14 protein-coding genes and 1 pseudogene are annotated in these 21,845 nt (G+C 67.6%); 14 read left to right on the top strand and 1 reads right to left on the bottom strand.

What is annotated here, in order from left to right; genetic code table 11:
- The first annotated feature begins 13 nt into the window (after positions 1-13).
- The 14 genes and pseudogenes from KK7_RS0101675 to KK7_RS0101610 all read left to right on the top strand — a co-directional run bounded on the left by KK7_RS0101675 (position 14) and on the right by KK7_RS0101610 (position 21,523).
- Positions 14-2,032, top strand: a complete 2,019-nt coding sequence (locus KK7_RS0101675; protein ID WP_010542912.1) for a TonB-dependent receptor — start codon at positions 14-16, stop codon at positions 2,030-2,032.
- A pseudogene (locus KK7_RS23305) lies at positions 2,032-3,149 on the top strand (PepSY-associated TM helix domain-containing protein). Before KK7_RS0101675 ends, KK7_RS23305 begins: the two are co-directional and overlap by 1 nt.
- Positions 3,150-3,254: 105 nt before the next feature.
- Positions 3,255-4,553: an O-acetylhomoserine aminocarboxypropyltransferase/cysteine synthase family protein gene (locus KK7_RS0101665; protein ID WP_010542911.1), complete on the top strand. Its 1,299-nt coding sequence runs from the start codon at positions 3,255-3,257 to the stop codon at positions 4,551-4,553.
- A gap of 505 nt (positions 4,554-5,058) precedes the next feature.
- The gene (locus tag KK7_RS0101660; RefSeq protein WP_010542910.1) at positions 5,059-5,952 is read left to right on the top strand and encodes a LysR family transcriptional regulator; all 894 of its coding nucleotides are present in this window, start codon (positions 5,059-5,061) and stop codon (positions 5,950-5,952) included.
- Positions 5,953-6,045: 93 nt separating this feature from the next.
- Positions 6,046-7,275 (top strand): amidohydrolase family protein, encoded by a 1,230-nt coding sequence (locus KK7_RS0101655; protein WP_010542909.1) that lies wholly within the window; start codon positions 6,046-6,048, stop codon positions 7,273-7,275.
- A 1-nt stretch (position 7,276) separates the two neighbouring features.
- On the top strand, positions 7,277-8,797 hold the full coding sequence (locus KK7_RS0101650; protein WP_010542908.1) for a bifunctional 3-(3-hydroxy-phenyl)propionate/3-hydroxycinnamic acid hydroxylase: 1,521 nt from the start codon (positions 7,277-7,279) through the stop codon (positions 8,795-8,797).
- The gene (locus KK7_RS0101645; RefSeq protein ID WP_010542907.1) at positions 8,794-9,204 is read left to right on the top strand and encodes a GlcG/HbpS family heme-binding protein; all 411 of its coding nucleotides are present in this window, start codon (positions 8,794-8,796) and stop codon (positions 9,202-9,204) included. The genes KK7_RS0101650 and KK7_RS0101645 overlap by 4 nt, the downstream gene beginning before the upstream one ends.
- Positions 9,201-10,109, top strand: a complete 909-nt coding sequence (locus KK7_RS0101640; protein ID WP_010542906.1) for a VOC family protein — start codon at positions 9,201-9,203, stop codon at positions 10,107-10,109. The genes KK7_RS0101645 and KK7_RS0101640 overlap by 4 nt, the downstream gene beginning before the upstream one ends.
- Positions 10,109-10,942 carry a fumarylacetoacetate hydrolase family protein gene (locus tag KK7_RS0101635; protein ID WP_010542905.1) on the top strand — a complete coding sequence of 278 codons (834 nt, stop codon included), beginning with the start codon at positions 10,109-10,111 and terminating at the stop codon, positions 10,940-10,942. Before KK7_RS0101640 ends, KK7_RS0101635 begins: the two co-directional genes overlap by 1 nt.
- A gap of 50 nt (positions 10,943-10,992) precedes the next feature.
- Entirely contained in the window at positions 10,993-13,263 is a 2,271-nt protein-coding gene (locus KK7_RS0101630) for a TonB-dependent receptor (protein WP_010542904.1), read from the top strand.
- Between the two features lie 15 nt (positions 13,264-13,278).
- Entirely contained in the window at positions 13,279-14,133 is an 855-nt protein-coding gene (locus KK7_RS0101625) for an alpha/beta hydrolase (RefSeq protein WP_010542903.1), read from the top strand.
- On the top strand, positions 14,130-15,437 hold the full coding sequence (locus KK7_RS0101620) for a family 1 glycosylhydrolase (protein ID WP_010542902.1): 1,308 nt from the start codon (positions 14,130-14,132) through the stop codon (positions 15,435-15,437). The genes KK7_RS0101625 and KK7_RS0101620 overlap by 4 nt, the downstream gene beginning before the upstream one ends.
- Positions 15,434-18,757 (top strand): glycosyl hydrolase, encoded by a 3,324-nt coding sequence (locus tag KK7_RS0101615; protein ID WP_010542901.1) that lies wholly within the window; start codon positions 15,434-15,436, stop codon positions 18,755-18,757. Before KK7_RS0101620 ends, KK7_RS0101615 begins: the two co-directional genes overlap by 4 nt.
- A 336-nt stretch (positions 18,758-19,093) precedes the next feature.
- A complete protein-coding gene (locus KK7_RS0101610) occupies positions 19,094-21,523 on the top strand; it encodes a TonB-dependent receptor domain-containing protein (protein WP_010542900.1) in 2,430 nt (809 codons plus the stop codon).
- Between the two features lie 89 nt (positions 21,524-21,612).
- Here KK7_RS0101610 and KK7_RS22780 read toward each other — a convergent pair whose 3' ends face one another.
- A complete protein-coding gene (locus KK7_RS22780; RefSeq protein ID WP_010542899.1) occupies positions 21,613-21,750 on the bottom strand; it encodes a hypothetical protein in 138 nt (45 codons plus the stop codon).
- Positions 21,751-21,845 lie beyond the last annotated feature (95 nt).

The raw sequence follows: 21,845 nt of genomic DNA, 5'->3' as shown, positions 1-21,845 counted from the left end.
GGGGAACATTGCTTTGAAAACCGCCCTTCTCGCCGGCGCATGTCTCGCGTTCGCCGCGCCGGCGCTGGCCCAGACCAACCCGCCCGCATCGCCCGAAAGCGATACCCGCTTCACCATCGGCGAGATCATCGTCACTGCGCCCAGCATGGCCCGCTCGACCGAGAACGTCCTCACCTCGGTGGACGTGCTCGGCGGCGACGTCGCCCAGCGCCAGTCGGTCGACAATGCCTGGGAGCTGTTCGCCAGGCTGCCCGGCGTGGTGCTGACAGATTTCAACCAGGGCACTACCTCGGGGCGCTTCTCGATCCGCGGCTTCAACGGCGAGGGCGAGATCAACGCCGTCAAGCTGCTGGTCGATGGCGTGCCGAGCAACGACAATGCCGGAGCGATGACCGCGATCGACATGATCGCGCCGCTAGATATCGCGGGGATCGAGCTGGTGCGCGGCACCTCCGATCCGCGCTGGGGCCTGAACGCCATTGCGGGCAGCGCCAATATCCTCACCCGGATCGGCGGCAGCTATCTCGACGCGCGGCTGCTCGGCGGATCGTTCGGGACGATGGACGGGCAGCTCTCCGCCGGGCTGGAGCGCGGGCGTCTCAGTCAGAACTACATCGTCAGCTACCGCTCGACCAACGGCTACCGTGCCCATGCGGATCTCGAGCGCCTCAACCTCGCCGGCAAATGGTTCTACGATTTCGGCGGCACCCGACTGGGCGCGATCGTGCGCTATTCGGACGCGACCGCGCAGGAGCCCGGCTATCTCACCGATGCCGATGCCTATACCCGGCGGCGCCTCTCCTACCCGATCTCGGAAACCGATGGCGGCACCCGGCGGATCGGCCAGTACAGCCTGCACCTCGACAGCGGCCTCACCGACACGCTGGCGTTGAACGCCACCGGCTATGCGAACAGCCTGCGCGACGACCGTTATGTCCGCTTTTCGAACAACGTCGCGCAGCAGCGGCGGCTGGCCGACGAGCGGCAATATGGCGGCACGCTGGCGCTGCACTATCACCCGCAGGTCGACTTCCTCTACCGGCTGATGCTGGAAGCCGGCGGCGACGTACAGGTGCAGGACAACAAGAGCCAGCGCTGGCTGGCCAATCGCCGCACGCTGACCAGCCAGACCCGCGACCAGAAATTCGACCTCACCGTCTATGGCGGCTATCTGCAGGCGGTGATCGAACCGACCGCCTGGCTGAAGCTTACCCCCGCCTGGCGCGTGGACCGGGTGGCGGGCAATTTCACCAACCGCCTGAACCGCACGACCGCCCCGATCAACGACTATGGCACGATCAGCCAGCCCAAGCTGAACGTGGCGATCAGCCCCGGCGGCGGGGTCACGCTGTACGGCAATTACGGTCGCAGCTTTCAGATCGGGGTAGGCTCGGGCGCCTATTTGGTGCCGCCGCGCACCGCCAACCTCGCGCCCTCGATCAACGAGGGCTATGAGGCGGGCATCAAGTTGGCACGCGGGCGCTGGCTGGAGGCGCGCGTGGCGCTGTGGCAGCAGACCGCGAGCGGCGAGCTCAAGCGCCGTCTCAACGATCCCTCGGGCGATTTCGACAATCTCGGCAAGACCCGCCGGCGGGGCATCGACCTGCAGATCGACGTGAAGCCGGTACGCGGCGTCGACCTGTGGGGCAGCTATTCCTACCAGACCGCCCGCATCGTCACCCCCGATCCGGCAACCCCGTCGCAGGCGGGCAATGATATCGACCATGTTCCTCGCCACGTCTTCTCCGGCGGCATCGACTTGACACCGACCGACAAGCTGCGCCTGTCGCTGACCGGCAACGGCCAGTCGAGCTACCAGCTCAATGCCGCCAACAACCAGGGCAGGTTCGGCGATTATGTCGTGCTCAACGCCGAAGTCGCCTATCAGATCGACGCGCATGTCGAGCTGTCTGCGCAGCTCAAAAACCTCGCCAACGACCGCTACGAATATGTCTGGTACGACGGCACCCAGCGGCTGCACGGCCCGGCCGATCCGCGCGCGCTCTACGGCGCCGTGCGCTTCCGCTTCTGATGGCGGCGGCGCGCCCTTCGCTGCGGGTGCTGGTGCGGCGGGTTCATCTGTGGCTGGGCCTGACGATCGGTGCGCTGTTTGCTGTTGCCGGGCTGACCGGCAGCCTGCTGGTCTTCTACCCGGAGATCGATGCAGCGCTGTCGCCGGCGCTGCGCGCGGTGCCGGCGGGGGCGCGGCCCGCCTCTTGGCAGGTGGTGGTGGACACGCTCCACCGGGAGCATCCCGGCCGCACCGGCGCATGGCGGATCGAAGTGACGGAGGACGGCGGCGTGATCCCGGTGCGCTATTACAAGCCGCGCGAAACCGTGCACCGCGATTTCGCGCCGCTGCTCGTCTGGGTCGATCCGGTGCGGAACACGACGATCCGCACCGGCTTCTGGGGGGACACGCTGTTCACCTGGATCTACGATCTTCATTACCGGCTGCTGCTCGACAAGCCCGGCGGGGTCGCGATGGGCATCGCCGGGATCGGGATGCTGATCCTGATCGCGAGCGGGCTCTGGGCCTGGTGGCCGCGCAGGGGCGGCTGGCGAAGAAGCCTGCACTTCAAGCGCCGGGCGACGCCGGTGCGGCGGCTCTATGACTGCACAAGCTCACAGGGATTGGTGCGCTGGCGCTGTTGCTCGTCATCACCGTCACCGGTGTGATGCTCGATCTGCCGGACCAGGTCCGCCCCCTGCTCCGCCAGATGTCGTCGCTGTACGCGACGCCGGTGCTGACGGTAGCGCCAACCGGCAACCCGCTGCCGCTCGACACGCTGATTGCGCGCGCCGAGCGGCGCTTCCCCGATGGCCGCCTCGCCTGGATCGAGACGCCCGCGCGGGCAACCGCAGCGATCCGCATCAACCTCGCCCGCCCCGGCGAACCGAGCCGGCGCTTCCCGAGGACCAATGTCTGGCTCGATCCCTATAGCGGTCGGATCCTCGCCGTGCGCGACGGGCTGGCGGAAAGCGGCGGCGACGTGCTGCTCAACTGGCTGCACCCGCTGCATGGCGGCGAGGTGTTCGGAATGGCTGGCAGGCTGCTCGCGCTGCTGGCGGGGCTGTCGCCGATTGCGCTGTTCGTCACCGGCCTGCTGCGCTGGCGCCGCCGAAGGCCGCGCCGACGGCACGGGTGAGCGTCCAGCGGGGCGATCCCAAGGAAATCTATCTCCCCTTCGCGAGGACGCCCGTTAGCATCGCTGGCAACAGTACAGACCTACCGCTTGAGAGGAAGAACGACGATGGCCGATCGCCCGCTGCACCCCGAAACGCTTGCCCTGCACGCCGGCTGGCGCGCCGATCCGAGCACCGGCGCGGTGGTGCCGCCGATCTACCAGACGACCTCGTACCAGTTCCGCGATACCGATCATGCCGCCAACCTGTTCGCGCTGCGCGAGTTGGGCAACATCTATACCCGTCTCGGAAACCCGACGACGGATGTGCTGGAGCAGCGCATCGCTGCGCTCGAAGGCGGCGCGGCGGCGCTGGCGGTGGCCTCGGGCCAGGCCGCGTCTGCCTATGCGGTACAGAACCTCGCCCGCGCCGGCGACAATATCGTCAGCGGCACCGACCTCTATGGCGGCACCTGGAACCTGTTCGCCAACACGCTGAAGGACATGGGCATCGAGGTCCGCTTCGTCGATCCCGCCGATCCGGAGGCGTTCGTCCGCGCCAGCGACGATCGCACCCGTGCCTGGTATGTCGAGACGCTGCCCAACCCCAAGCTGATCGTCGCGCCGATCGGCGAGATCGCAGCACTGGGCCGCCCGCTCGGCATTCCGCTGATCGTCGACAATACTGCCGCACCGCTGATCGCCCGGCCGTTCGATCATGGTGCCGCGATCGTGGTCTATTCGACCACGAAATATATCGGCGGTCACGGCACCTCGATCGGCGGCATGATTGTCGATGGCGGCACGTTCGACTGGGAAGCCTTCCCGGATCGCCAGCCTTTGCTCAACACGCCGGACCCCAGCTATCACGGCGCGGTGTGGAGCCAGGCGGCCAAGCCGCTGGGGCCGATCGCCTATATCCTGCGCGCCCGCACCGTGCTGCTGCGCGATCTGGGCGCCGCGCTCTCGCCGACCAACGCCTTCCAGATCCTCCAGGGGCTGGAGACCCTGCCGCTGCGCATGCCGCGCCACTGCGAGAACGCCGCCAAGGTCGTTGCCTTCCTGCAGTCGCGCCCCGAGGTGACGCGGGTGATCCACCCCTCGGTCCAGACCGGCATCCAGGCCGAACGCGCCGCGCGGGTGCTGACCGGCGGCCAGGGCGGGCTGGTCGGATTCGAGCTGGCCGGTGGCAGTGGCGCCGGCCGGGCGTTCATCAACGCACTGCAGCTCTTCTACCATGTCGCCAATATCGGCGATGCGCGCAGCCTCGCCATCCATCCAGCGTCGACTACCCATTCGCAGCTCTCCGCCGAGGAGCAGGCCGTTACCGGTGTGTCCGAAGGCTATGTTCGCCTCTCGATCGGCCTCGAGCATATCGACGACATTATCGCCGATCTGGGCCAGGCACTGGACCGGGCCACCGGGTAAGAATGAGCCGGATGGCCGGCTCTCCCGGCAAGGCTTCCGGCTATTTGCTGGAGCAGAGCGGCGGGGTCGGTGCGGCCGCGCCGTCGTGCTTTGGTTCGAGAACCACCACGAATGCCGTGAAGGCAACCAGTAGGGCGATGGTGACGTGAAGTCCCCGACGGAACCAGCGTTCGCCTTTCGTCAACATGCTCCAAATCCGTAGCTGGACGTTGCGCTTCCACGGTCGAAGCCGCTTCGCGCCACGCTTTATGGACAAACACACGAGGCTCCTGACGCCTAAACGCGGCGAGGACCATGTGGCAAACTGTCCACCCCGCCTCTTCACGCCATTCGACCTGCGCGCCCTTGGGCGTGGCCGATATCGGCCGAGAGCGTGCCGTCCGGGCGAACGCTCCGACCAGCTTGCCGGCATCGACAAAGCGGCGAGACGTTGCAGGGAAGACTGTGCCTTTCCCAGTCCCACTCGCGCTGTTGCAGGTTTTCAATCGATCTATAGCTATAGCATATGGCTCTTCAGATCGATCCGCGTGCACTGATAACCTTCGGTGCCGTTTGCCAGGAAGGATCCATCAGCGCGGCCGCGCGTGCGCTCAACATTTCCCAGCCGTCGGTCTCCGCTACCATCGCCCAGCTTGAACACCGCATCGGCGCGCGGCTCTTTCAGCGTGGGCGTGGTGGTATCGTTCTGACAAGCGAGGGACTGGCGCTGCAACGACGGGCCAGCGCGCTCGACGCGCTGCTTGACGGCGCGATGAAGGACCTCGATGCGGTGCGCCAGGGGATTGTAGGCCCGCTGCGGGTGGGTGGTACGCCCGGTGCACTCGTAAGTCTCCTTCCGCCAGCGGTGGAAAAACTCGAACATCGCTTCGGCGGGTTTGCACTCAACGTCGTCGAGCGACCCGATCGCGAACTGACGGAGATGCTGCGAAAGGGCGAGATCGAACTCGCCTTCGTCACCACCGAGATCGAGACCCCGCCCGCGGACATTGAGGAAATCACCCTCGCCCGGGACCCGTTCGCCCTGATCGTCGGCAGGCGTCACCGAACGCTGCCCAGCAGCATCTCGCTGCGCAAGCTGGCCGATTTGCGCTGGGTGCTGCCCGAGGCGCAGGGCGCCTTCCAGCGGCAAGTGGCAGCGATGTTCGTCGCTGCGGAGGTACCCGAGCCCTGCGACGCCCTGCGCTCCGACTCGCTGCTCCTCACCAAGTCCATCGTGCGGAGCACCAGCCGCGTGACGATCTTGCCGCGGCAGGTGGCGGCTGCCGAACTCTCTATCGGCGTCCTCCGGGCGATCCAGATTGAGGAGGCACGATTCGAACGTAGCATCGGGGTGCGCATGCTCACCCGGGCGCACCATTCTCCGCTCGCTACCGGGCTGCTGGAAGCGCTCAAAGCATAACTCCTACCTATGGATATAGATGAAACCATTATTTTGCTAGACGGATCGGGTGCCGCATGATGCCAGCATAAGAACAACAGTGGAGAGGTCCTGATGCGCACGCTGATCCGCAATGCCCGAATCTTCGATGGCAGCGGAACGCCACCGTTCGACGGTGCCGTGCTGATTGAGGGAGACCGCATCGCGCAGGTGCTGGACAATGCCGCCCCGCTCGCCTCGGCGGCGGATCGCGTCATCGATGCATACGGCATGACGCTGATGCCCGGCATGGTGGATGCGCACACGCATCTCACCTGGGGCTCTTCGGTCGAGAATATCTATCCGCAGTTCCTCCTCCCGCCGGACGAGCTCAAGAAGGCTGCGTGGCGCAACGCGCGGGTGCTGCTCGATCACGGCTTCACCAGCCTCTATTCGGCGGGCGCACTGGGCGACCGGATCGAGCCTGAACTGGCCGCCGCGATCGTGCGCGGCGAAACGCCCGGCCCCCGGCTGGTTCCCTCCACGCTGGAGCGCAGCCCCGAAGGCGAGGACAGCGTCGATACCGGCGACGTGTTCAACGGGCGGGGCCCCGAGGCGATACGCGCCTTTGTCGATCATTGCGCCGGCGAGGGCATCCGCTCTATCAAGCTGATCCTCTCGGGCGAGGATGCGCTCAAGCCCGGCACCGCGCAGGACATCCTCTATACCGACGAGGAGATGGAGGCCGTCGGCGCGGCGGCAAAGGCGGCCGGGATATGGATCGCCTGCCACACCTATACGACGCGGGCCATCCGGATGGCGCTCGGCGCCGGCGCGCGCATCCTCTACCATTGCTCCTTCGCCGACGAAGCGGGCGTCGAGGCACTGGTGGAAGCGAAGGACCGCGTCTTCTACGCGCCCGGCCCGGGCGTCTCGGTTGCGGCGCTCGAAGCCAATCCACCGCCGCATGTCGACATGTCCGCGATGAAGGCCAGCGCCGCGGATCGCATGGCGCTGGAGGCGAAGCTTGTTCCCGCGCTCCGCGCGCGCGGCGTGCGCATCCTGATCGGCGGCGACTATGGCTTCCCGTTCAATCCGCACGGCCGCAATGCCCGCGACCTTGAGCATTTCGTCACCCATTTCGGCTTCACGCCGGCCGAGGCGCTGCGCGCCGCCACCCAATATGGCGGAGAGCTGATGGATCTGGCGGTGGGCCTGGTGCGGCCCGGCTATCTGGCCGATCTGCTGCTCGTCGACGGCGATCCGACGGAAGACGTGCGGATCCTGCAGGATCGCGAACGGCTGAAGATGATCATGAAGAACGGGGTGCTGCACAAGGCTCTCGCGGAAGCCGAAACGGTCTGACATGATGCAAACGGACGTGATCATCATCGGGTGCGGCCCGGTGGGAGCGCTTGCGGCCAATCTCCTGGCGCGTGCCGGCCTCTCGGTGCTGGTGCTGGAGCGCGAAACGGCGCTGCACCCCCTGCCCCGCGCGGTCCATCTCGACCATGAAATGCTGCGCCTGTTCCAGAGCGCGGGCGTGATTGATCGCGTGCTGCCGGACATGCGCGAGACCGACGGGCATCTGCATGTCGGTGCCGACGGCGGGGTGATCCGGTATATGGGCACGGTCGGCGCGCCGCGGCCGTTCGGCTGGGCCAATGACTATTTCTTCTACCAGCCCGAGCTCGAGGCGCATCTGCGCGCGGGCTTTGCCGAAAGCGATCGAGTGCAATTGCTGCTCGGCGCCCAGTTCCTGGGGCTGGAACAGGCCACGGAGAGCGTCACCATACGCTATGCGGTGGACGGCATGGAAACGCACGCCGCCGCCCCCTGGGTGATCGGCTGCGACGGCGCGCGCAGCGCGGTGCGCAAGGCGCTGGACGTCCGGCTCGACGATCTCGATTTCGAGGAGCCCTGGCTGGTCGTCGACGCCGAGGTAGACGGCCCCGTCACCTTCCCGCCGCTGACCGGCGTGCCCGAAGGTGCTGACCTGCAGCGCCTTTCGGTGATGATGTGCGATCCCAAACGTCCGGCGACGGTAGTACCGGGGCGCGGCAACCATCGCCGCTGGGAATTCATGCTGTTGCCCGGCGAGGAGGACCAGGCGATGATGGCGCCCGAGACCGTCTCGGCGATGGTCGGCGCCTGGCTGGGTACGGTGCCGCACCGCATCGTTCGTGCGGCGACATACCGGTTCCACGGCCTCGTCGCCGAGCAATGGCAGGTCGGCCGCGTCTTCCTTGCCGGCGATGCCGCACACCAGACGCCGCCCTTTTTCGGCCAGGGCATGTGCCACGGCCTGCGCGACGTCGCCAATCTTGCCTGGAAGATGGCGGCGATCGTCCACGACCGCGCATCGCCGGCCCTGCTCGACACCTATCAGCCGGAACGGGACCCGCATGTCCGCGCGGTGATCGGCGCCGCAGTCTCGGCCGGGCGGTACATCTGCGAACTGGATCCGGATGCGGCGGCCGCGCGCGATGCCCAGCTGCGGGCGGCGGCAACGCCCGGCCGCACGAAGACCGCCGCCGATCTGATCCCCGCGATCGCCACCGGCATCGTGCTGGCGGGCTCGCCGGGTGCCGGCGAGCGGTTCCTCCAGCCGCGTACCGGCGGCCGGCTGCTCGATGCCGTGACCGGCCAGGGCTGGCGACTGTTCGTCCGCCATGCCGGCATCGCCGGATCGGGCGGCGCGACCCGGGTCGATGCCGGGTCGCTAGACGATGGCGGCGCGCTGCTGGCCTGGCTCGACCGCCACGAAATCGACGCGGTACTCGTGCGCCCCGACCATTATGTCTTCGGTACCGCCAGCGGCGAGGCACAGAGCCTGATCGACGCGCGCGACGCAATGCTCGGCACCCGGCTGGAGGCGGCGGCATGATCCCACTCGCCCGCGCCCGCGCGATTCTCGACGGCGCACTCGCCTTCGCACGGGCCGAAGGCCTGCAGCCGCTCGCGGTGGTGGTGCTCGATGCGGGCGGCCACCCGGTGGCGACCGCGCGCGAGGACGGCGCCAGCCTGTTCCGGCACGACATTGCCCGGGCCAAGGCGATGGGTGCGCTCGGCATGGGCGCCGACACCCGCGTGCTCGCCGAGCGGGCGCAGGGCAATCCCGTCTTCTTCGGCAGCGTCGCAGCCGCGGTCGGTGGGGACATCGCCTTCTCGCCCGGCGGCGTGCTGGTCCGCGACGCGCAGGGCAGCATCCTCGGCGCGGTCGGCATCAGCGGCGACACCGGCGACCGCGACGAAGCGGCCGCGCTGGCCGGAATCAACGGAGAGCATTCGTGAATCTGCGCAGTATCGAAATCGCCTGCCCGGACGCGGCGGGCGCCGCCCGCTTCCTCACCGAGATCTGGGGCCTTGCCCCGGCGGAGGTGCGGGGCGCGACCCACTATCTGCGGGGGTCGGGCAGCTATCCCTATCTGATCGCGATCGCCGAGAGCGATACGCCGTTCGTCCGCAGCACCACCTTCACCTGCACCCGCGAACGGCTGGCCAGCCTGGCCGCCGGCATTGCGCAGGCAGGTCTCGACGCCCGCCCGGTGACCAGCGAGGATCCGGGCGGCGGCGAAGGCCTGATCGTCGAGCTGGCCGAGGGCGAGCTGTTCCGCTTCCTAGCCGATAGCGGCGAGGTCGCCCCGATCGACGGCGACGACTTGCCGGTCAAGCTCACCCACTGCGTGTTCAACGCAATCGACGCCGAAGCGACGGGGCATCTGGTCGAGGCGGCCCTGGGCTTCCGCGTCTCCGATCGCACCAAGGGCATGGTGTTCGTGCGCTGCAACGAGTCCCACCATTCGACCGCCTTCGCCCGCGCCGGCATCGCCTCGCTCAACCATATCGCCTTCGAGATGCGCGACACCGATGCGGTGATGCGCGGCATCGGCCGGCTGCGCGACCATGGCATGGTGCCCGCCTGGGGGCCCGGCCGGCATGGTCCCGGCTCGAACGTGTTCGCCTATTTCATCGCGCCGTTCGGCGGCGTCGTCGAATTCTCGACCGCGGTGGAGAAGGTGCCGGACGACTATCCTGTCGGCGCCCCCAAAGACTGGACCTGGCCGGAAGGCAGGATCGACCAATGGGGCATCTCCGACAGGGACAATGCGGCGCTTCGCGTGGCCGAGGAGCGCTTCCGCTTCCGCCGCGACTGGGAGCCCGCCCCGCTAAACCCATGGATGGGAGCAATCGCCTGATGCGTTACGTGAGTTTCCTCCGCCCCGACGGCACGCCCAGCTATGGCCGGCTGGACGGCGAGCAGATCCTCGAACTGGGCGGCGCCGATCGCCCCGCCGACCTGGCCGCCGCGATCGCCGCCGGCACCCTCGCCGCGCTGGAGCCGGGCCGGACCTGGGCTCGCGGCGACGTGGTGCTGCTGCCGCTGATCCCGAATCCGGGCAAGATCTTCTGCGTTGGGCTCAACTATGCGACCCATGTCGCCGAGACCGGCCGCGAGCAGAAGGACCATCCGGCGATCTTCACCCGCTGGGCGGACAGCCTGGTCGCTGACGGCCAGCCGCTGGTCCGCCCGCCCGAGACGCAGCGCTTCGACTATGAGGGCGAGCTGGCGATCGTGATCGGCCGCTATGGCCGCCGGATCCCGCGCGACCAGGCATGGGACTATGTCGCCGGCTATTCTATCTTCCAGGACGGATCGGCGCGCGACTGGCAGCGGCACAACATCCAGTTCACGCCGGGCAAGAACTTCCCAGCCACCGGCGGCTTCGGCCCGGCGCTGGTCACCCCCGACGAGATCGATGATCTCGGCGCGCTGCGGGTGCAGACGCGGCTGAACGGCGCGCTCGTCCAGGACCAGCCGATCGCCGACATGATCTGGGATATCCCGACGATCATCGAATACTGCTCGGGCTTCACCGAGCTGGCGCCGGGCGACGTGATCGCCACCGGCACGCCGGGCGGGGTCGGCGATAAGCGCACGCCGCCGCTCTACATGCGAGCCGGCGACGTGGTGGAGGTGTCCATCGGATCGATCGGCACCCTGACGAACCCCGTGATCGACGAAGCTTGATTACCGGCGGCACCAACGCCGCCTCAAAACAAAAATCGGAGAGGGTTATCATGAAGAAGCAAGGGATGTTCCGCCTGCTTGCAGGCACCGCCGCCGTGCTGGCCGCTGCCCCCGTCGCGGCCCAGACCGCGCCGTCCGCCACCGAGGTCAGCCCCGCCGTGCAGGACGAGATCGTCGTCACCGCGCAGCGCCGACAGGAGCGCGTGGTCGACGTGCCGATCTCGATCACGGTGGCGAGCGCCGCCCAGCTCGAGCGCCAGCAGGTCAACACGGTCAACGACCTCGCCCGCATCTCGCCCAGCCTCGAAATCCAGCAGGCGCCCGGACAGAATACCGGCGGCGGCGGCTCGCTGCGCGGCATCGGGACGCAGACCTTCTCGGCCGGCTCGGTCGCCTCGGTCGGCATCGTCGTCGACCAGGTCAGCCAGGGCAATGCCAATATCTCCGACTTGTTCGACGTCGCCCGCATCGAAGTGCTGAAGGGTCCGCAGGGCACGCTGTTCGGCCTCACCACCTCGGCCGGCGTCATCAACATCACCACCAATGCGCCCGATCCCACCCAGTTCAGCGCGCGGCTGCGCACCGAGCTTTCCAACGAGGGCACGCTCGGCTCCGGCTTCGGCAACCAGGTGGTGCAGGGTATGGTCAACGTGCCGCTGAGCGCCGATGCCGCGCTGCGCGTCTCCGGCTTCGGCAATCTGCGCCAGGGCCCGAACCGCAACGCGACCACCGGCGACCTCAACGACACCAACCGCTGGGGCGGCCGCGCGCGGCTGTTGTGGCGGAATGACAAGCTGACGCTCAACCTGATCGGCGACTACAGCAAGACGACGACCGAGAATGGCGGCGATTTCTTCACCTTCGTTCGCGCCGGTGGGCCGGGTCCGTTCTTCGGCGGCGCCGGTTTCGATCCGCTCGGCATCACCGCGCGGCTGGCGAGCTGCGGCGTGACGCCGGGCGAAGGCAACCGCAACTATTGCATCGCCAACGGCTTTCGCGGCCGGGCCGAGAGCTACGGTGTGTCGCTCCAGGCCGAATATGCGTTCGAGCCGTTCACGCTCACTTCGATCACCGCATATCGCGGCAGCACCGAAAAGGGCGGCGGCGCAGCGACCAACGTATTCCGCGGCGATCCGCTCGAGCTCCAGGTCGCCAACGGCCTGGTCGACCGCCGCGTCAGCCTCTTCACCCAGGAACTGCGCCTGTCCTCGCCGTCGAGCAACACGATCGAGTACACGGCAGGCCTGTTCTATTCGCGGCAGGTGCAGGATCGCGATCCGGAATCGCTGCGGGTGACGTTGCGCCCGGCTCCCGGCGTGGTGATCCCGATCGCCACGCAGCTGGGTGCCACCGACCATATCTATGACGAATCCTATGCCGCGTTCGGCCAGGCGACGATCCACGTGACCAAGGCGTTGCGCCTGATCGCCGGCGGACGCTACACCAACGCCAGGCTCGGGCTCGACCGGGTGAGCCTCGACAGCCCGGCCAACCCCAACTACGCCCAGCGCCAGGAAAACAACGTCTTCTCCTATCGCGTCGGCGCGCAGTACGACTTGAACCCGACGACGATGGTCTACGCGACCGCGTCGCGCGGCTTCAAGGGCGGCCAGATCGCGACCCCGGCGCTTCCGCTCACCCCCTATGTCGTTCGGCCCGAGATCCCGCGCGCCTACGAACTCGGCCTGAAGAGCACGCTGTTCGGCGGCTGGGTGCTCGACCTCAACGCCTTCTATCAGAACATCAAGGACTTCCAGGCGCAGTCCTGCACCACCATCCAGAACACCGGCGCGATCAGCTGCGTGCAGCAGAACATCAACGGGGTGAAGTCGCGCGGGGCCGAAATCAATCTGTTCGGCCGCGTCACCGAGGGCCTGTCGGTCAACACCGGCTTCCTCTGGGCCAAGGCGACCTATCCGAGCAACTTCCTCGGCACCGACGGCACCCAGATCGGCGGTACCCAGTTGGCCTATGCGCCAGAATACAAGTTCACCTTCTCGGGCGAATATGAAGCGCCGCTCAGCGACAGCATCAACGGCTTCATCGCCGCGGACACGGTGTGGAAGTCGCGGATCCGCTACGAGGCCAATTCGCGGATCGAGACCACCTATCGTCCGCATTGGCTGGTGGGAGGCCGGATCGGCGCGCGGTTCGACCATGACCGGTTCCAGGTCGCGCTGTTCGCGCGGAACCTGTTCAACCAGCACGAGCCGCTGCTCTACCAGAGCGACTTCCCCTACAACGGCACACAGAATGTCGGGGCTATCTACGGCCCGCAATCCTTCCGCCAGATCGGACTGAGCCTCGACGCCAAGTTCTGAGGGGGAGGAAGCGCGATGCAACCGGAGGAAGAACGCCGCGCCATCGCCGCCATGGGCCGGGCGCTCGGCCCGGACACGCTGGCAGCGGTGTACGCCCTGTACCGCGAGGAACAGGAGCGACACGCCGCAGCACAACCGTTCGACAGGGCAGACCTCGCTTATGGCGACGATCCGCGCCAGCGGCTGGACCTGTATCTACCCAAGGGGAGCGGGCCTGCGCCGGTGATCCTTTGGGTGCATGGCGGCGGCTTCCTGCGCGGCGAGAAGGCGTCACCCGATCATCCGTACAATGCCCATGCCGGCCGCTGGGCGGCGCGGCACGGGATGATCGGCGCGGTGATGAACTATCGCCTCGCCCCCGATCATGGCTGGCCCGCGGGCGGCGAGGATGTCGGCCATGCGATCGACTGGCTGCGCGTGCATGTCGGCGACCATGGTGGCGATCCCGCGCGGATCGTCGCGTTCGGCACCTCGGCGGGGGCGACCCATGTGGCGACCCATTTGCGGCTGCGTGCGGCATCGCCCGGTATCGCCGGGGCGGTGCTGCTTTCCGGGCTGTATGGCTTCGCCGCCCTCGAGGAACGGGACACGCTCTACTACGGCGAACCAGCGCTCTATCCCACGCGCCGGCCGCGCGAGGCGATGATCGCCACCGAGACCCCGCTGCTCCTCGCCTGCGCCGAGCACGAACCCGCCCGCTTCCAGCAGGAAGCGATCGGCCTGCTCGCCGCCCGTCTCGACGCGCACGGCAAGGCATCGCCCTTCTTCTACGGCAGCGGACACAATCATTTCAGTCTCGCCTATCATCTCGGCACCGCAGACAGGCGGCTGTCCGACGCGGTGCTGGCCTTTATCGGAGATCTCCCTTGAACCTCGACCGTCGCTCCTTCGCCGCAGCCGCCGCAGCCGGTGTCCTGCTGCCACATGCCGTACGGGCCGCCCCACCCCGCGTCACCTTTCCGAAGGGCTTTCTGTGGGGCGCCGCGACGGCGGGGCACCAGATCGAGGGCAACAACCTCAACAGCGACATCTGGCTGCTCGAACAGGTCAAGCCCTCGGTCTTCTCGGAACCCTCGGGCGATGCCTGCAACAGCCTGGAACTCTGGCCGATCGACCTTGATCTGGTGAAGTCCCTCGGGCTGAACTGCTATCGGTTCAGCCTGGAATGGGCGCGCATCGAGCCCGAGCCGGGCCAGTTCTCGATCGCGATGCTCAACCATTACAAGGCGATTGTCGACGGCTGCCGGGCCCGCGGGCTCGCCCCGCTGGTCACCTACTGCCACTATGCAGCGCCGCGCTGGTTCGCCGCGCGCGGCGGCTGGCTCAACCCGGAAGCGCCGCAGTTGTTCGCCCGTTTCTGTGATCGCGCGACGCGCCATCTGGGCGCGGGCATCCACACCGCGATGACGCTGAACGAGCCGAACATCGTGCCGATGCTCCAGGTCGTGCTGCCACCCCAGGCGCAGACGATCATCGCCCTGACGCTGGACGGCGCGGCCAAGGCGCTCGGCGTGCCGGAACTAGCGGTGGCGAACACCGCCAAGCAGGCCGACGTTCCCCGGCTCACCGCCGCGCTGCTCGCCGCGCACAAGGCAGGCAAGGCAGCGATCAAGGCGGCGCGCCCCGATCTCCCGGTCGGGCTGACGCTGGCGATGTTCGACGACGAGGCGGTCGGCGCGCCCGCCATGCGCGACCGGATGCGTCAGCAGCTTTACGGCACGTGGCTCGAAGCGGCACGCGACGACGATTTCATCGGCGTGCAGAATTACGAGAAGGTGCGCTGGGGGCCGGAAGGTCGCCTGCCGCCGCCCGCCGGCGCGGTGCGCAACGACAATGGCGGCGAAGTCTATGGGCCGTCGCTGGCCAATGCCTGCCGCTATGCCCATGCGGTCGCACGCGTACCGGTGCTGGTGAGCGAACACGGCGTCGCAACCTCCGACGACAGGATCCGGGCCAAGCTGATCCCCGGCGCCTTGGTCGAACTCCACAAGGCGATGGTGGAAGGGTTGCCGGTGCTCGGCTATGTCCATTGGTCGCTGCTCGACAATTACGAATGGGTCGCCGGCTACAAGTCCCATCTCGGGCTGTTCGCCGTCGATCGCACGACCTTTGCCCGCACCGCGAAGCCAAGCGCCGGCGTGCTGGGTGCGATCGCCCGGGCCAACGGGCTGTGAAAGCCTGGCTGCTCGCGACCGTCGCCCTGCTCGCGCCGCTCCAGGCGCTGGGCCAGGAGGCCGATCCGCTGGCGGCCGGCTTCCGCGATCCGCCGCAGGAGGCGCGCCCACGCACCTGGTGGCACTGGCTCAACGGCAATGTGACCGAGGCGGGCATCGACAAGGATCTCGCCTGGATGGCCGAGATCGGGCTGGGCGGCGTGCAGAATTTCGATGCCTCGCTCGGCACGCCGCAGATCGTCGCCAAGCCTCTCGCCTATATGTCGCCCGAATGGAAGCAGGCCTTTGCCCATGCAGTGCAGATCGCCCATGCGCACCGGCTGGAGTTCGCCATCGCCGGATCGCCCGGCTGGAGCGAATCCGGCGGGCCATGGGTGCCGCCGCAGGACGGCATGAAGAAGCTGGTGTGGAGCAGCACGCTGGTCGAGGACGGGCAGCGCTTCACCGGGGCGCTCGCCGCGCCGCCCACCGCCACCGGCCCGTTCGGCACTGCGGCGTTCCACGATCCGCTCGCCGCGACCACCGGTGCAGTGCCGCCACCGCCGCCCTCCGCCAGTGGGACGATTGCCGTGCTCGCCGTGCCCGAGCCGGTGGGCGACGATGCCGGTCTGCCGGTCGCGACCGCAGCCGACGGCAAGGCGCTGGATGCGCACGCGCTGGTGGATGGCCGCGAGGACACCGCGCTCACGCTGCCGTTCGACGGCAAGAGCGATGCGGTAGCGGTGACGTTTGCCTACCCCCAGCCGCGCACGGTGCAGACCGCGACCCTGTTCCTGCCAGGCGGCGTTCCGCCTTTCGGTGCCGCACCGTATCTGCCGACCCTGGAGGCGGAAACCGAAAGCGGGTGGCAGGCCGTGGCAACGCTGCCGATGGCGAACGTGCCCACCACCGTCGTCTTCGCGCCGGTGACCGCGCGCCGCTTTCGCCTGCGACTGCCTGCCTTCGTACCCACCACCCCGCCGGCGATGGAGCCGCCAGCACCTGGCGCGGAGATGGTCAACATTTTCGGGGCTGGTCCGGCCGGGCAGATCCAGCTGGCGACCTTCGCGCTATCTGCTGCACCGCGCGTCGATCGGTTCGAGGCCAAGGCCGGCTTCACCACCGTTCCCGATTATTATGCGCTCGACAAAGTGCTGCCCGCGATCGCCCCCCCTGCGCCCGGTGCGGTGATCGACCTCAGCGCGAAATTACGCGCAGACGGCACGCTCGACTGGACGCCGCCGCCGGGCCGCTGGCGGGTCCTGCGCTTCGGCTGGTCGCTGCTCGGCACGACGAACCATCCCGCAGCGCCGGACGCGACCGGGCTGGAGGTCGACAAATATGATCCGGGCGCGGTGCGCCGCTATTTCGACCAGTATCTGGACACCTATGCCGGGGCGATGGGCGGCACCGATAAACTGGACGCGCTGGTGACCGACAGCATCGAGGCAGGCGACGCCAATTGGACGCCCGCGATGCTGGCCGAGTTCAAGGCCCGGCGCGGCTATGACGCGACCCCCTGGCTGCCGGTACTGAGCGGCATCGTGATCGGCTCGCGCCCAGCCAGCGACGCCTTCCTGTTCGACTATCGCCAGACGCTGGCCGAACTGCTCGCCGACGCGCACTACGGAACGCTGGCGAAGATCGCGCACGATCGCGGCCTGCGCGTCTATGGCGAGGCGCTCGAAGACCAGCGGCCGCAGCTGGGCAACGACATGGCGATGCGCGTGCATGCCGACGTGCCGATGGCGGCAATGTGGGCGTTCGGCCATGGCGGCCGGCCGCGCCCGACCATGGTGGGCGACGATCTCGGTGCGGCGTCGGTCGCGCATGTCTATGGCCGGCAATATGCCGCCGCCGAAATGTTTACCTCGGCCTTCGCGCCCTGGGCGTTCGCGCCGAACGATCTGCGGCCGGTCGCCGACCTCGCCTTTGCGCTGGGGATCAACCGGCCGGTGATCCACACCTCGGTACATTCGCCCGACGAGAACAAGCAGCCCGGCCTCAGCCTCGCGGTCTTCGGCCAATATTTCAACCGCCACGAAAGCTGGGCGCGACTGGCGCGGCCCTGGATCACCTATCTCGCGCGAACCGGATACATGCTCCAGCAGGGTACCCACGTCGCCGACATCGCCTATTTCTTCGGCGAGGAAGCGCCGCTGACCCAGCTCTATGCCGATGGCCGGCTCACGCTGATGCCGGTGACGCACGGGTTCGACTTCGTCGATGCCGGCGCGCTGGCGGACGCGCTGTCGATGGACGGCGGCGTGCTGCGATCAAAGGGCGGCGCCCGCTATCGGCTGCTCTATCTCGGCGGCACCGCGGCGCGGATGACGCTGCCGACGCTGCGCCGTATCGCCGCGCTGGCGGAATCGGGTGCGACGATCGTGGGCATGGCGCCGGTCGCCTCGCCCTCGCTGGCCGACGATCCGGCGGCATTTCGCGCGCTGGTCGCGCGGCTGTGGCCCGGCGGCGCCGAGACGAACGTCGGCGCCGGCCGGGTGCTCGCGACGCGCGACCTCAACGCCGCCCTCGGGACGCTGCAGATCGCGCCGGATTTCGGCGGCGGCGATGCATCGATGCTGTTCCAGCACCGCGCACTGAGGGACGGCGGGCACGTCTATTTCGTGGTCAATCGCAGCACCAGCGCGCGAACGATCACCGCTAGGTTCCGGGTTCAGGGTCTCGTGCCGGAGCAGTGGCACGCCGATACCGGCACGAGCGAGCCGCTTAGCTACCGGATCGAGCGGGGCGCGACGCTGGTGCCGCTGACGCTCGCGGGCGAACGCTCCGCGCTGGTCGTCTTCCGACCCCCAGCCACCGCGCTCGCGCGCACGATCGTTGCACCGGCGCTCGTACCTGCTGCCACGCTCGATGGCCCTTGGTCCATCCGCCTTCAGTCCGGTCGCGGCGCGCCCGCCGCCACGAGGCTTGCCGCTCTGGCGCCGCTTGATCGCAACGCCGCCCCGGAAATCCGGCACTTCTCTGGCGAGGCGACCTATTCCCGCAGCTTCGCGCCCCCGGCCGGGTGGCGCCCAGGTCAGCCCTTGTGGCTCGATCTCGGGCAAGTGGGCGACGTCGCCTCGGTGCAGGTGAACGGCCGCGACGCCGGAACCGTTTGGCAAGCGCCGAACCGGCTGGAGATCGGCAAGCTTGTCGCGAAGGGAACGAACACGCTCACCGTCACGGTGGCGAATCTGTGGGTCAACCGGCTGATCGGCGATGCCCAGCCCGGCGCGATGAGGATCGCCTGGGTCGCCGCGCCCACGTATCGCGCCGATGCGCCGCTCCGCCCGGCGGGTCTGATCGGGCCCGTCCAACTCCTGAAGGAGCGGCGATGACCTCGGCCCAATGCCCATCGCCGCCGCTGCCTGGTCGCGCACCGACTTCAGGTCTTTCCGACCGCGATTATCGTTACATAATATTTCTCGGGCGACACCCCTGACCTCCAAAAGGCAAGGGTTCGCTGCGCATTCGACAACGTCACCCCACAAGTGCATGCAATCATTGCGATCTGAATAACAAGGCACATACTGGCTGCGTATTCAGTGAAATAACCAATCTTCAAGAATGTTTCGGTAAAAAGTTACTGTTAAGGGATTATACGGAACCGAAACATGAATGATCATGACAACAGGTTTTTAGCGAGCATATCGGCCGCAGCTGGTGCTTTCTGCATGATCGCGGCGCCGGCTGCTGCGCAGGATGCGCCGCCGCCGACCGCGTGGGAAGCCAGCCGCACCGTCGATGATGGCGATATCGTCACAACCGGCGTGGCGCGGGGCCGCGATCGGTTGAACAGCCCCACCTCGACCAGTTCGATCAAGGAAAACGACATCGTGCGCCTTGCGCCGCGTTCGTTGGCCGAACTGTTCCGCTATATCCCTGGCGTCCGCGTGGAAGCATCCGCCGGCGAATCGCAGAACAATTACACCGTGCGCGGCCTGCCGATGGTCAACGGCGCCAGCAAGTATATCCAGCTGCAGGAGGACGGCCTGCCAGTGATGGAGTTCGGCGACTTGATGCGCCTGACGCCCGATCTCTTCATCCGTGCCGACTTCAATGTCGGGCAGGTGGAATCAATCCGCGGCGGATCGGCCTCCACTTTCGCCTCGAACGCGCCGGGCGGCGTCATCAACCTGATTTCCAAGACCGGCGAGGTGCAGGGCGGATCGGTGATGGCGACGGTCGGCGTCGACTTTGAAAGCTATCGCACCGATTTCGATTATGGCGGCCAGCTGGGCGGCGGCTGGCGCTTTCACATCGGCGGCTTCTATCGCGAAGGCGAAGGGCCGCGCGACAGCGGCATGAACGCGTTCCGGGGCGGCCAGGTGAAGCTGAACGTCACCAGGCAGTTCGATGGCGGCTATATCCGCGTCTATGGCAAGCTGCTCGACGATACCACGCCGGCCTATGTCGGCATGCCGATGCTCGTCACCGGCACCAACGACGATCCTTCCTATGCCGATCCGCAGGGCCTGAGCAGCCGCACCAATTCGCTGCTGTCGCCCAACCTGCCGCTCTCCGCAACGCTGCGCGCGACCGGTGCGGTGCGTCGCCGCGCGCTGAGCGATGGCGTGGACGCGAAGGCGAAGGCGATCGGCTTCGAAGGCCAGTTCAGCCTGGGCGAATGGACGATCACCGAGCGCTTCCGCTACGCGCACCAGTCGGTCGCCAACACCACGATGGTGGTATCCTCGGCAGCGCCGGCGGCGCAGTTCGCCACCCGCTTCGGCGGCGCAGGCGCCGCGTTCAGCTATGCCGCCGGGCCGCGCGCGGGCCAGGCCTTCAACGCCACGGGCGGCAACGGCCTGGCCGTCCTGTCCTTCTTCTCGGACATGTACGCGCCGGACGTGAGCAACATGACCAACGATCTGCGCATCAGCCGCGTATGGGCGGTCGGCGGCGGCAGCCTTACCACCACGGCCGGGCTCTATCGCTCCAGCCAGCAATATGATTCGGAAATCGGCTTCGCCACCTTCTTCCAGGATGCAGTGGGCGACGGCCAGTCGGTTGCGCTGAACCTGCGCAACAACGCCGGGGCGCTCGTCACCCAGGACGGCTATCGCAACTATGGCGGTCCGGGCACGCCGGGCAATTCCAAATACACCAACCTAACCTATCAGACGACCGCACCCTTCGCATCGGTCAACTTCGCCAAGGGCAAGATCGCGGTAGGCGCCTCGGTGCGCTGGGACAATAGCCGCGCGCGCGGCAACATCATGAACGACAGCGGCGTGCGCACGTTCGACATCAACGCCGACGGCACGATTTCGGCACCCGAACGGCTGGTGGCGGCGCCGACGATGGGCGCGACCTATCCGGTCAACTACCACCATGATTACCTGTCCTATTCGGCGAGCGTGAACTATCGCATGGCGGAATCCTTCGCCATCTTCGCGCGCTACAGCCTGGGCGGCCGCGCGGGGGCGGACAAGATCCTGTTCACGCCCGCGGTGAGCACCGTCACCGGCGCGCTGGTCAATCCGGCGGCTGGCGACGACAGCGTGCGCCAGGCGGAAATCGGTCTTAAGTACCGCAACAACGGTCTCGTGCTGAACCTCACCGGCTTCCACGCGCTGACCGACGACACCAACTCACAGATCGCAACCAATCCTGCGACCGGCCTGCTGGAACTGAGTGCGGTGACGCGCGCCTACAAGGCCTATGGCCTGGAATTCGAAGGCGGCTTCCGGCGTGGGCCGTTTAGCGTGATGGCACACGCCACCTATACCGAAGCCGAAATCCGCCGCGCGGAGAATCCGGCGCTGGTGGGTAACACCCCGCGCAACCAGCCCAAGCTGATCTACGGCCTGACGCCGCAATACGACACCGATCGCTTCACGATCGGCGCGGCCTTTATCGGCACCACCGCCAGCTTCACGCAAGATGTGAACCAGCTGCGGATGCCGGGCTACACCACTGTCGGCCTGTTCGCGCAGGTCCGCCCGGCGGACAAGTTCGAGCTCTCGATGAATGCCAGCAATCTGCTGAACACGCGGGCAATCACCGCCATTTCGGAAGGATCGCTGCCGGCATCGGGCGTGGTGATGAGCCGGCCACTCTACGGGCGCACCGTCTCTGCATCGGCGCGCGTCTTCTTCTGATCCCCTTCCCGGGGTATCCGCCCAACAAGGAAAGGGCCGGGAGCGATCCCGGCCCTTTCTTATGCGTCGGCGTCAATCAGAAGGCGCACTTACGGATGGCGGGCGATATAGCGTCCGACGGCCCCGCTCAGGTGCATCTCGCCGAAGGTGACCGGCGTAGCGACACGGAGCATGCCGCGGACCGCCTCCCCCGCGCCGGTGGCCTCGCGCCGCGCATCTTCGTACACGTCCAGTATCCGCCTGCTGCGATCGTAATAGGCGCGCCCGGCCTACGTCAGCGCCAGGCTGCGGGTGGTCCGCTGAAGGAGGCGCACGCGGTGCG

It is taken from the genome of Sphingomonas elodea ATCC 31461 (assembly GCF_000226955.1).
Lineage (GTDB): Bacteria > Pseudomonadota > Alphaproteobacteria > Sphingomonadales > Sphingomonadaceae > Sphingomonas > Sphingomonas elodea.
This window is presented reverse-complemented; position numbering and strand designations above follow the sequence as displayed.

Bases quoted from the DNA above. Each gene is read 5' to 3' on its own strand.
- KK7_RS0101665 (WP_010542911.1), top strand. From the start codon at position 3,255: ATGGCCGATCGCCCGCTGCACCCCGAAACGCTTGCCCTGCACGCCGGC.
- KK7_RS0101660 (WP_010542910.1), top strand. From the start codon at position 5,059: ATGGCTCTTCAGATCGATCCGCGTGCACTGATAACCTTCGGTGCCGTT.
- KK7_RS0101655 (WP_010542909.1), top strand. From the start codon at position 6,046: ATGCGCACGCTGATCCGCAATGCCCGAATCTTCGATGGCAGCGGAACG.
- KK7_RS0101650 (WP_010542908.1), top strand. From the start codon at position 7,277: ATGATGCAAACGGACGTGATCATCATCGGGTGCGGCCCGGTGGGAGCG.
- KK7_RS0101645 (WP_010542907.1), top strand. From the start codon at position 8,794: ATGATCCCACTCGCCCGCGCCCGCGCGATTCTCGACGGCGCACTCGCC.
- KK7_RS0101635 (WP_010542905.1), top strand. From the start codon at position 10,109: ATGCGTTACGTGAGTTTCCTCCGCCCCGACGGCACGCCCAGCTATGGC.
- KK7_RS0101630 (WP_010542904.1), top strand. From the start codon at position 10,993: ATGAAGAAGCAAGGGATGTTCCGCCTGCTTGCAGGCACCGCCGCCGTG.
- KK7_RS0101625 (WP_010542903.1), top strand. From the start codon at position 13,279: ATGCAACCGGAGGAAGAACGCCGCGCCATCGCCGCCATGGGCCGGGCG.
- KK7_RS0101610 (WP_010542900.1), top strand. From the start codon at position 19,094: ATGATCGCGGCGCCGGCTGCTGCGCAGGATGCGCCGCCGCCGACCGCG.